Source organism: uncultured Phascolarctobacterium sp., assembly GCF_902463975.1.
Lineage (GTDB): Bacteria > Bacillota > Negativicutes > Acidaminococcales > Acidaminococcaceae > Phascolarctobacterium_A.
The window spans coordinates 46,693-57,238 of record NZ_CABQHJ010000017.1 but is presented as its reverse complement, the minus strand read 5'-3'; the positions used below and the strand labels follow the sequence as shown (position 1 = coordinate 57,238).

General features: G+C 44.1%; 13 protein-coding genes and 1 other annotated feature. All 13 genes read left to right on the top strand.

What is annotated here, in order from left to right; translation table 11 throughout:
* Positions 1-283: 283 nt before the first annotated feature.
* A complete protein-coding gene (gene rpmG / locus RDW05_RS06490) occupies positions 284-433 on the top strand; it encodes a 50S ribosomal protein L33 (RefSeq protein WP_009145199.1) in 150 nt (49 codons plus the stop codon).
* A 46-nt stretch (positions 434-479) separates the two neighbouring features.
* A complete protein-coding gene (gene secE, locus RDW05_RS06485; protein WP_009145198.1) occupies positions 480-698 on the top strand; it encodes a preprotein translocase subunit SecE in 219 nt (72 codons plus the stop codon).
* Positions 699-753: 55 nt separating this feature from the next.
* Positions 754-1,314 (top strand): transcription termination/antitermination protein NusG, encoded by a 561-nt coding sequence (nusG, locus tag RDW05_RS06480; RefSeq protein ID WP_021721100.1) that lies wholly within the window; start codon positions 754-756, stop codon positions 1,312-1,314.
* Positions 1,315-1,328: 14 nt separating this feature from the next.
* Positions 1,329-1,754 carry a 50S ribosomal protein L11 gene (gene rplK, locus RDW05_RS06475; RefSeq protein WP_009145196.1) on the top strand — a complete coding sequence of 142 codons (426 nt, stop codon included), beginning with the start codon at positions 1,329-1,331 and terminating at the stop codon, positions 1,752-1,754.
* A gap of 68 nt (positions 1,755-1,822) precedes the next feature.
* Positions 1,823-2,515: a 50S ribosomal protein L1 gene (gene rplA, locus RDW05_RS06470; RefSeq protein ID WP_293725127.1), complete on the top strand. Its 693-nt coding sequence runs from the start codon at positions 1,823-1,825 to the stop codon at positions 2,513-2,515.
* A gap of 24 nt (positions 2,516-2,539) precedes the next feature.
* Positions 2,540-2,675, top strand: a sequence feature (ribosomal protein L10 leader region).
* A 30-nt stretch (positions 2,676-2,705) separates the two neighbouring features.
* Positions 2,706-3,233 carry a 50S ribosomal protein L10 gene (gene rplJ, locus RDW05_RS06465; protein WP_009145194.1) on the top strand — a complete coding sequence of 176 codons (528 nt, stop codon included), beginning with the start codon at positions 2,706-2,708 and terminating at the stop codon, positions 3,231-3,233.
* A 65-nt stretch (positions 3,234-3,298) separates the two neighbouring features.
* Positions 3,299-3,670 carry a 50S ribosomal protein L7/L12 gene (rplL, locus tag RDW05_RS06460; protein ID WP_210684818.1) on the top strand — a complete coding sequence of 124 codons (372 nt, stop codon included), beginning with the start codon at positions 3,299-3,301 and terminating at the stop codon, positions 3,668-3,670.
* A gap of 144 nt (positions 3,671-3,814) precedes the next feature.
* Positions 3,815-4,474 (top strand): hypothetical protein, encoded by a 660-nt coding sequence (locus tag RDW05_RS06455; protein ID WP_307978285.1) that lies wholly within the window; start codon positions 3,815-3,817, stop codon positions 4,472-4,474.
* Positions 4,475-4,662: 188 nt separating this feature from the next.
* Positions 4,663-5,106: a hypothetical protein gene (locus RDW05_RS06450; RefSeq protein ID WP_307978284.1), complete on the top strand. Its 444-nt coding sequence runs from the start codon at positions 4,663-4,665 to the stop codon at positions 5,104-5,106.
* Positions 5,087-6,415: a glutathionylspermidine synthase family protein gene (locus RDW05_RS06445; RefSeq protein ID WP_307978283.1), complete on the top strand. Its 1,329-nt coding sequence runs from the start codon at positions 5,087-5,089 to the stop codon at positions 6,413-6,415. Before RDW05_RS06450 ends, RDW05_RS06445 begins: the two co-directional genes overlap by 20 nt.
* Before the next feature lie 20 nt (positions 6,416-6,435).
* Positions 6,436-7,317: a LysR family transcriptional regulator gene (locus tag RDW05_RS06440; protein WP_307978282.1), complete on the top strand. Its 882-nt coding sequence runs from the start codon at positions 6,436-6,438 to the stop codon at positions 7,315-7,317.
* 344 nt (positions 7,318-7,661) lie between these two features.
* On the top strand, positions 7,662-9,113 hold the full coding sequence (gene nhaC, locus RDW05_RS06435; RefSeq protein ID WP_298883788.1) for a Na+/H+ antiporter NhaC: 1,452 nt from the start codon (positions 7,662-7,664) through the stop codon (positions 9,111-9,113).
* 71 nt (positions 9,114-9,184) lie between these two features.
* Positions 9,185-10,342, top strand: a complete 1,158-nt coding sequence (gene iadA, locus RDW05_RS06430) for a beta-aspartyl-peptidase (RefSeq protein ID WP_307978280.1) — start codon at positions 9,185-9,187, stop codon at positions 10,340-10,342.
* Positions 10,343-10,546 lie beyond the last annotated feature (204 nt).

Here is a 10,546-nt window from a genome sequence, read left to right as displayed (position 1 = left end):
GGCGGCCGTACCGTTGGCGCTGGCGTTGTTTCCGAAGTAGAAGAGAAATAATTTTTCCGGCATAGTAATGCAAAATACAAGACCGGTCAGCTTATGGCCGGTCTTGATTTTTTAAGACTGATTGCCAAAGAAACGCTTTAGAGTAAATAAGCACTGTTTGTGCAGAAAAAATTTGCGTCAGACGGATATTTATAGTTGACATAAAGTGTTAACTGTGTTACTCTATATTAGCGACAATTTGTGATTGGTTTTATTATTATGTACGTAAGCGAGGTGTAACTAAATGCGTAACCTGATTACTTTGGCTTGCACTGAGTGCAAACAGAGAAATTACCAAACCAACAAAAACAAAAAGAACGATCCTGATCGTATCGAGCTCAATAAATATTGCAAGTTCTGCAAGAAACACACTCTGCACAAAGAGACCAAATAATATTGGCTCGTGCGTAACCGGGTAGTAATAGCAAGGATGTGACAAGATGGCCGTTCCGGAAACTACAGACACTGAGAATAAGGGCTTTAGTATTACCACCTTTCTTAGTGAAACTAAAGTAGAATTAAAAAAGGTTACCTGGCCTACCAAACAAGAGCTTATTGCTAACACTATAGTGGTAATTATTGCAGTTGTTTTGTGCGCAGCTCTAATCTGGATTATTGATTCCATCTTTAGTATGTTATTCCGCATGATTTTGCAATAATGAGCTTTTAAGCTTAAGTAAGGAGGGAAGGGGAAGCGTTGCTTTCCGTTTATTCATGGAAGAAGAAAAGCAAGGAAAACATTGGTATGTAATCCATACCTATTCTGGCTACGAAAATAAAGTACGCGCAAACCTGGAACGAAAAGTTCATTCCTTGGGTATGGAAAATGAAATTTTCCGTATTGAAATACCTACGGAAAAAGAGGTTGAAATCACTTCGGATGGCAAGAAAAAGCTTGTCGAGCATAAGGTTTTCCCAGGCTATGTGCTGGTGGAAATGATTGTCAATGAGCGCAATTGGTATGCTGTCCGCAATACTGCAGGTGTAACTGGTTTCGTCGGTTCTGACTCTACCCATCCGACTCCGCTTACAGCTGAAGAAGTAAGGCAGATTATGCCTTCGATGGGTATGGAAGTTGAAGCAACTGAAAAACCCGCAAAAATTGATTTTCAGTTACATCAGAGAGTCCGCATCAAGACTGCGCCCTTCATGGATTTTGAAGGCACAATCAGTGAAATCAACGAAGAAAAGGGTAAACTGAAGGTACTCGTTGATATCATGGGACGCGAAACTCCTGTTGAAATTGACTTTACACAAGTTGAAGAAATTGAGTAAGGAGGTGTAATTAAATGCCGAAAAAAGTCGTTAAAATGGTAAAATTACAGGTACCGGCTGCTAAAGCTACTCCGGCTCCTCCGGTAGGTCCTGCACTTGGCCAGGCTGGTGTTAACATCATGGCCTTCGTTAAGGAATTTAACGCACGTACTGAGAAACAAGTTGGCCTCATCATTCCTGTTGAGATCACTGTATTCGAAGATCGTTCCTTTACTTTCGTAACCAAAACCCCTCCGGCTGCAGTTCTGCTGAAGAAGGCTGCTGGTCTGGAAAAGGCTTCTGGTGAACCTAACAAAAAGAAAGTTGCTAAACTCGGTCGTGACAAAGTTCGCGAAATCGCAGAAAGCAAAATGCAAGACCTCAATGCTGCAAACGTTGAAGCTGCTATGAGAATGGTAGAAGGCACTGCACGTAGCATGGGTATTGTAATCGAAGACTAATTTTAAACAGTCTTCTCATTTAGTGGGAGGCAAAAGCCGCTTGTACCACATAGGAGGAATTCATAACAATGGGCAAAAAGTATGCTGACGCTTTGAAATTAATCGAAGCTGACAAATTCTACTCTCCGAAAGAAGCAGTAGCTCTGGTTAAGAAAACCGCTGCTACTAAATTCGACAGCACTGTTGAAGTTGCTTTCCGTCTGGGTGTTAACCCTAAATACCCTGATCAGCAAGTTCGTGGTGCACTGGTTCTGCCGAACGGCACTGGTAAATCCAAGACTGTTATGGTTTTTGCTAAAGGCCCCAAAGTTGCAGAAGCAGAAGCTGCTGGCGCAGATTTCGTTGGCGGTGAAGAATATGTTGATAAAATCAAGAACGGCTGGATGGCATTTGACGTGTGCATCGCAACCCCTGATATGATGGGTCTTGTTGGTCGTCTTGGTAAAATCCTTGGCCCTCGTGGTTTAATGCCTAACCCGAAGGTTGGTACCGTTACCATGGACGTAACTCGTGCCGTTAAGGAATCCAAAGCTGGTAAAATCGAGTATCGTACCGATAAATCCGGCAACGTACAAGCTCCTATCGGTAAAGCATCCTTTACTGAAGAGCAACTGTTACAAAACTACATGACTTTGGCTGATACCCTGGTTAAGGTTAAACCGGCTGGTGCTAAAGGTCAGTACATGAAAACTATCACCATGTCCTGCACCATGGGCCCTGGCGTTAAAGTTGACGTCCTGAAAGCTAATAGCGATAAATAATTGTAGTTTTACTTAATTTTACTAAATCAGAAGATAATCGGGCCATAGACAGCAGGTGCCACGTGCGTAAGTTTTAACTACGCCTGCCGAGGCTGGAGCGTGAAGATATATTAGACCTTCCGACCTCCGGCTACGGCCGAGAGGTCTTTTTGATTTAATAAAAACATCAAAAAAAGGAGGTGCAATCTAAATGGCAGTTATTAGACCTGAAAAAGTAGCTAAAGTTGCTGAAATTCAAGAGTTGCTTTCTAACTCCAAATGCACTATTTTAGTTGACTTCTGCGGTTTAACTGTTGCTCAGGATACCGAGCTGCGTCGCAAAATGCGTGAAGCTGGCGTTCACTACAATGTAGTTAAGAACACCCTGCTGCGTATTGCTGCAGAACAAGCTGGTATTGAAGGTCTGGAACCTTCTCTGGAGAAAAACACCGCTATCGCTGTTTCCCCGGAAGATCCTGTTGCAGTTGCAAAAATCGTTTGCGAATTCGCAAAAGAAAACAAAGAACTGAAAGTTAAAGTTGGCGTTCTTGATGGCAAAGTTATCGGTGCTGACGAAATCAAAGCACTGGCTTCTCTGCCGCCGAAAGAAGTTCTTATTGCCAAGATGCTGGGCAGCATGAATGCTCCTATCAGCGGTTTTGTCAATGTACTTCAAGGTACTATCCGCAATGTCGTATACGCTCTGGAAGCTGTACGCAAACAAAAAGAGTCCGCTTAATTTGCGGCATGCTGCATAAGGCAGCTTAAAAAATAAAAACTTACTTATTATTGGAGGTAACTATAATGAATAAAGATCAAATCATCGAAGCTATTGAATCCATGACCGTACTCGAGCTGTCCGAACTGGTTAAAGCTCTGGAAGAAAAATTCGGCGTATCCGCAGCTGCTCCGGTAGCTGTTGCTGCTGCTCCGGCTGCTGGCGGCGAAGCTGCTGCAGCTGAAAAAACTGAATTCGACGTAATCCTGGCTTCCGCTGGCGCTTCCAAAATCGGCGTAATCAAAGCTGTTCGCGAAGCTACTGGCCTGGGCCTGAAAGAAGCTAAAGAGCTGGTTGACGGCGCTCCGAAAGCTATCAAAGAAAAAATCTCCAAAGCTGACGCTGACGCTCTGAAAGAGAAACTGGAAGCTGCTGGCGCAACTGTAGAAGTTAAATAATCTTGTTGCTACGTTAGTAGCACAATAGATTGTTGATTCGTCTGCAATCCAACTCCCGATACACTTAGGTGTGTCGGGAGTTTTTTGATTTTCTGCCTCAAAGAATATATAATATTTGCAACGGAACCGGGAGGCGAGTAGAGGATGCAAGTTAATTATCAAGGCAATCGCGACGCAAAAGTAGTCTTGCTTCAAATAATAGGAGAACACGAGTTACCATTGCTCGAAGAGGAGCTTTCTCATATAAAAGCTATAACGCAGAGTACAGATTTTTTGTTTATTACAGTGCAGGTTGATAGCTGGAACGACGACCTTTCACCATGGGTGGCAGAGCCGATTTTTGGAGAGGCTGCATTTGCCGGCAATGCGGAAAAACTTCTAACACGTATAAAAAATGAAGTAATTGTTCCGTTATTAAGTGAGCATCAAGGTATAAAGATTTTTGCAGGCGGCTATTCCTTAGCAGGATTATTTGTATTGTGGGCGGCTTATCAAACAAATTTATTCGAAGGTATAGCAGCAGTATCTCCGTCTGTGTGGTTTCCTAAATTTGTTGATTTTGTACATAACAACAAAATATTAACCAATAGAGTTTATTTAAGTCTTGGCGATAAGGAAGCAAAGACACGCAACCAAATTCTGGCACAGGTGGCAAATGATATTTATGATGTGTATCGCTCATTGGAAGATTATAGGTTGAGCAGTATTCTTGTTTGGAATGAGGGAAGTCATTTTAAGGAACCTGCTTTGCGTATGGCAAAAGGATTTGCATGGTTGATGAGCTATGAAAAGATTCACTCATAAGAACACCCATAGATTGTTGATTCGTCTGCAATCCGACTCCCGATGCACTTAGGTGTGTCGGGAGTTTTTGATTTTGCAGATTAACCTTATCAGAGTACAATTTGCTGCCTGCATATGCTATAATATAAAAGATGAGCTACTATATTACTATGATAAAATGATTGAGATTTTTTATAAAGGAGTTTCATATGCTTACAGACGAAAAACGTAAAAAGCTTTTGGCAGGTACGCTGATAGCGGTAATGTTGACCGGTGTTGCCGGCTGTGGCAGCAATAAAGACAGCGAGTGGAAGAATGATAACTCTGCTCAGAACGATCAAAATGAAAAGAAGGATGAAAATAACGGCGGCGGCTTTTTTCATGGCTTCTTTCCTTGGTATTTCATCGGCCGCACTTTTGGCGTAGGACCTGCAGCAGGTGTGCGCACTGCGCCTGCTGCTAATACGAAGCAGGATAATACAGCTGCTGGTTCAGCTACTGCCAGAGATAGCAGTAATGCAGCTAATGGCGCCTCTGTGCAACATGGAACTGCAGGAAGCACGCAAAGTTCCAAGCTCGGCAGTACGGGCACTACAGGTAAAAGCGGCATCGGTAGCGGCATGAGCCGTTCCAGTGGCAGCGCAATTTCCTGAGGTGATGAAGATGTATAAATATCATAAGCCTGATACCTGGCTTGATAAAATTGATTTGAATATTATGCCGTATGTGGATGCGCCGGAGTGGGAAAATCGTTATCCTACTATCAGCGCGCTGCTTATGAGCAATGCCAATAAGCGTAAGCTGCAGCGCATCAGTGCCGGCCTTACAGCAGCACTGTCACGCCTGGCAGAGGCTTTGCGTACCAATAATAATGGCGCAATGCCCTTTAATCTGTTTAATATGACGGATAAGCTCACACCGTATATCCTTGCGGATAACTCTGACCATGTCAGCTATATCAGCCGTCTTGACTTTGTAAAGAATACCGACGGCTGCTATAAGCTGGTAGAAATAAATTCGGATACACCCTGCGCTTTGCCTGAAACCTTTTATGCCAACAAGGTTGCGGAAGCATATTTTGCTAAGGAATACGGTCTGGATTTGCAGCCGCGTTCAGATGGGGAGGAGCTGGCAGAGCCCTTTTTAAAGCTGCTGGAGCAGGCTAAGTATGCAGATAAGGATGTAGTGCGCATAGCCTTTGCTGCTGATAAAAGCTACAGTGAGGATTGGGCTAATGCTAAATTTTTATTTGAGCGTGTGCAAGAGGTGTTGCGTGAACGCATTTTGAGCAAGCAGCCATTCGTTTGTCGCCTTGTCGGCCTGGATGAGCTGATTGTACATGATGACGGAGTTTACATTCCCAATGAAATCTTCAAAAGTAAGGAAGATAAGCTTGATATACTGTATCGTCTGCATCCGCTGGAGCTTTTGATGGATGATGAAAGCGAGGATGGCTATCCTGTAGGCTTAAAGCTTATGGAGCTGGCAAATTTCGGGGCTGTGGATCTGGTTAACCCTGTAAAATCCATTGTACTGCAGAATAAAGCGCTGCTGGCATTGGCCTGGTATTTATATCAGCACCGCTTGTTCTGGACACCGCAGGAGGAAGAGCTTATAGCTGCGCATTTAACGCCAACATATTTGGACAGCAAGCCGCTGGCAGGACAGCGTTATATCAAAAAGCCTATCTTTGGCCGTGAGGGTGCCGGTATTGCTATTGTAGAGCCTAATGGTGCGCTGAGCTACGAGGCAGAGGAATGCGATGACTGCGATTTGATTTACCAGCAGTTTGTTCCTTCGGCTGATGTACAGCAGGAGACGGACAATGGTGAGGTAACCGGTAAATATACGTATTCATGCTTTGTGATTAATGGTAAAGCATCAGAAACCTTTGTACGGTTGCAGCCGGGAGAAATTACCGGCGTAGAAGCATATTTTGTACCTGTTCTTGATGAAAAATAAGAATTTGAGGAATATCCGAAATGAACATCCAAGTATATCAATCTTTTTTGACTGTTGTACAGTGCCGCAGCTTTACGCAGGCTGCGAAATATCTTAATTTTACTCAGCCTACAATTAGCAATCACATCAATGCTTTGGAAGAGGAATATGGCGTCATTCTTTTTACCAGAGATGGCAAGAATGTTTATCTGACGCAGGCCGGTAAAAATTTTGTGCCGATAGCACAGCAACTGATGGCTGATTATCAGAAAAGCCAGGAGGTAATGCGCCAGTTTCAAAAGAAGAATTACAGCTTAAAAATCGGCGTTTCTACTCAGGGTATAAACTTTTATCTTTTACCAGTGCTGCTGAAGCTCAAAAAGGAATTTCCTGAGCTTGATATAGAGGTTAACCGCTGTATGACGGTGGAATCGACCATCAATGATGCTTTTGTACAAAAGCTGTATGATTTTGCCTTTGTACATATTGATGTGCAGCCATTATATACTAAGCGTGTACAGCTTTGGAATCAGCCGATGGTTTTGGTAGCGTCTAAAGAACTGTATGAGCAGATGGGCAGGAATAATAATATTTATGATTATCCGTTTATTGCTTATCCTGCAAGCGAGGTATACTATAAGCATCTGAAATCTAAGGTCGATTTTACACGTCTGCAAAGCGTTCTGACCTTTAGTGATTCTGAATCCGTCTTGATGGCAGTAGGGAAGAATCTGGGCATAGCGCTGACGCCGCGAATCAAGGTTAGAAAAGAACTGGAGCAGGGAACGCTTGTTGAATTCCCGGCAAAGTATTCGGGAAATATGCCAATTTCTGTTCTTTATGATTATGAATTTAACTTTACCTTGCCTACGAAACGCTTTTTGGAGCTTTTAAAAGAGTCGCAGGAAAAGATAAAGGGTTAATTTACTTTCTGTTCTTTATATAAGAATAATTTATCGAAACGCCATAACAGGAAAAATAATCTTATTGATTTTTTAATTTAGGACTTCTTCAGCATGTTCGAAGAAGTCCTAAATTTTTAGTATAAAATAGTATACATTTAAGCAAATGTCTACGAAATATACTACAAATCTTGTATACAAAATACAAAACGCCTCTAAAAACGCTTATGTATACAAGAAAAAATCCAATAAGTATAGATAAAGAAAACTATTGAGCTAATTAAGTTATAATGATAAAATTTTTATAGATGACGTTGATGTCGCTAAATTAAGCCGGCTAGATGACCGGCAGAAACGAGGGTATTATGTCAAAGGATATGCAAAAAACTGAAGAAAAAACAAATAAGCGTATGCCAACCTTTACGGAATCTGTTATTCCTATTATTGCTATGATGGTTATTCTGACTGTCGGCAAAGGTTATCTGGGTTACGCAACTGAGCCGCTGCTGCTTTTGGTAGCTGCTATTGCCGGCCTGATTGCTTACCGCGTTGGTGTTACCTGGGATGAAATGATGGATGAAATCTGCCAGAAGATTGCTAAGGGCATGCCGGCAATTTTGATCCTGACCTGCGTTGGTGCGCTGGTTGGTACCTGGATGGCTTCCGGTACTATCCCGATGATGATTTATTATGGCGTGCAGATTGTAAACCCGACCTTCATGCTGGTAACCGCGTTTCTGATTACCGCAGTAGTATCTATCGTAACCGGCACCTCCTGGGGCTCTGTTGCTACCATGGGTGTTGCACTGATGGGTATCGCCAGCACTCTGGGTGTAAACTTGGCAGCTACTGCTGGTGCTGTAATCGCCGGTTCCTATTTTGGTGATAAAATCTCCCCGCTGTCCGATACCACTAACCTGGCACCGGTTGCAGCTGGTTCTACTCTTTATGAACACATTGCTCATATGTTCTGGACTACTGTTCCGGCAACTATTATTTCCCTGGTTGTTTACGCTTTCGTAGGCTTAAAGGGCAATATCGGCGGTGATGTTTCTTCCGAAGCAGTAAGCACTATGCTGACTCAACTGGATGGCATGTATAACTTCAACATTCTGCTGATTCTGCCTGTACTGCTGATTCTGGCAGGCTCTATCTTTAAGAAACCGACTCTGCCGGTTATGATGGCTTCCACTGTTCTGGCAGGTGCTGAAGCATTGATTTTCCAAAACATCAACTTGAAAAATCTGCTGCTGGCTACTGTAAAAGGCTTCAAAATTTCTATGCTGACCACTCCTGGCTTTGACCCTGCTACTGCTGCTCCGCAGATTATTAAGCTGCTGAACCGCGGCGGTATGGCTGAAATCATGGGCACCACTCTGCTGGTATTCTGCGCATTCTGCTTTGCCGGTATCATGAGCAAGGCCGGCTGCCTGGAAGTAGTTCTGCAAAAAATCCTGACCTTTGCTAAGAGCACCGGCGATCTGATTGCTTCCACCGTTGCTTCCTGCATTACCATGGGCCTGTGCACCGGTAACTCCTACCTGTCCATTCTGATTCCCGGTGAAATGTTCCGTGATGCTTATAAAGCAAGAGGTCTTGCTGCGAAGAACCTGTCCCGTACCTTGGAGGATGCAGGTACCGTATTTGTACCGTTGGTTCCCTGGTCTGCAGCAGGTGCTTATATGACCGCTTGCACCGGCATTGAAACTCTGGATTATGCACCGTGGGCAATTCTCTGCTACACCGGTTTCATTATCGCTCTGTTCTACGGCTACACCGGTATAGGTATTGCTAAGCTGGAAGACGAAAAGAAATAAGCCGATTGCGCAAGCAAGTCGGCAGTACTGAGCAACTGCTTAGTACACAATGAAAGGAAAAGTGACACATTTTGATTAAGTTAATTAGAAACGCTGACGTTTATGCACCTGCGCATCTTGGAAAAAAAGATGTGCTGGTTATTGCAGATAAGGTAGTGCGTATTGCTGATAAAATCGAAGGCTACGAAGGTATGCCTGAGGTTGAGGTATTTGATTTCAGCGGCAAAAAGCTGTTGCCCGGTTACATTGATATGCATATGCATATCACCGGCGGCGGCGGTGAGCAGGGCCCTGCTTCCCGCGTACCCGAAGCAATGCTGAGCCAGATTACCAGCTGCGGTATTACTACTGTTCTGGGCCTGCTGGGTACAGACGGTGTAACCAGAAGTGTAGAAAACCTGGTGGCTAAGGCACGCGCACTGACGGAAGAAGGCATTACCGCCTACTGCCTGACCGGTGCTTACGGTATCCCTTCTCCGACCATTACCGGTTCTATCGAAAAGGATATCATGATGGTTCCACCGATTATCGGCACCAAGATTGCAGTAAGCGATCATCGTAGCTCTAATCCTCAGGGACCGGAGCTGATTGAGGTTGCTACCGCAACCCGTCGCGGTGGCCTGTTGGCCAACGTTGCCGGCCTGGTAACCATGCATATGGGTTCCGGTGTTGGTAAGCTGGATCCGCTGTTCTACGCACTGGACCATTCCGATGTTCCTGCAAAGAACTTCCTGCCGACTCATATGCTGCGTACGCATGAGCTGATGGAAGAAGGTGCAAAGCTGGTACGTCGCGGCGGTTACTTCGACATGACTGCCGGCAGCACTGATGAGGATATGGAAATCGGCGCAGAACAGATTATGGAGCTTTTGAGCTGGGAGGGTATGAGCACTGATCATCTGACGATGAGCAGTGATGCTTTCGGTTCCCAACCTAAGTTCAATGAAAATGGTGACTGCATTGGTCTAACCTACTGCTCTCCTAAATATCTGCATCTGACAATCAAGACTCTGGTACGCCGCGGCCTGCCGCTTGAAGAGGCTATTAAGCTGCTGACCTCTACACCTGCCGAGCTGCTTGGCAAGACTGGCGTTAAGGGCTGCGTTGCAGTTGGCGCGGACGCTGACCTGTTGGTTCTGGACGAAAACCTGGATATTGACGCATTGTTTGCTAAAGGCCAGGTAGCTCTGCTGGATAAAGAGATTGTACTTAAAGGACGTTTTGAATAAAACGTGGCTATAAAGTTACAGACACCCATAAAAATGAGGTGTCTGTAATTTTTTTTTGAGCTAAATCTTGACAATTTGCATTATTTATGATAACATATCATACTACATCATTATTATTTTTGCAGGTGTAAATTTTGACAACAAATACTGCCGGGTCAGTGGTTGAACGGCGTATCTTGCTTATAATGAAAGATGAGGCTGCTC

Bases quoted from the DNA above. Each gene is read 5' to 3' on its own strand.
- rpmG (WP_009145199.1), top strand. From the start codon at position 284: ATGCGTAACCTGATTACTTTGGCTTGCACTGAGTGCAAACAGAGAAAT.
- secE (WP_009145198.1), top strand. From the start codon at position 480: ATGGCCGTTCCGGAAACTACAGACACTGAGAATAAGGGCTTTAGTATT.
- nusG (WP_021721100.1), top strand. From the start codon at position 754: ATGGAAGAAGAAAAGCAAGGAAAACATTGGTATGTAATCCATACCTAT.
- rplK (WP_009145196.1), top strand. From the start codon at position 1,329: ATGCCGAAAAAAGTCGTTAAAATGGTAAAATTACAGGTACCGGCTGCT.
- rplA (WP_293725127.1), top strand. From the start codon at position 1,823: ATGGGCAAAAAGTATGCTGACGCTTTGAAATTAATCGAAGCTGACAAA.
- rplJ (WP_009145194.1), top strand. From the start codon at position 2,706: ATGGCAGTTATTAGACCTGAAAAAGTAGCTAAAGTTGCTGAAATTCAA.
- rplL (WP_210684818.1), top strand. From the start codon at position 3,299: ATGAATAAAGATCAAATCATCGAAGCTATTGAATCCATGACCGTACTC.
- RDW05_RS06455 (WP_307978285.1), top strand. From the start codon at position 3,815: ATGCAAGTTAATTATCAAGGCAATCGCGACGCAAAAGTAGTCTTGCTT.
- RDW05_RS06450 (WP_307978284.1), top strand. From the start codon at position 4,663: ATGCTTACAGACGAAAAACGTAAAAAGCTTTTGGCAGGTACGCTGATA.
- RDW05_RS06440 (WP_307978282.1), top strand. From the start codon at position 6,436: ATGAACATCCAAGTATATCAATCTTTTTTGACTGTTGTACAGTGCCGC.
- nhaC (WP_298883788.1), top strand. From the start codon at position 7,662: ATGTCAAAGGATATGCAAAAAACTGAAGAAAAAACAAATAAGCGTATG.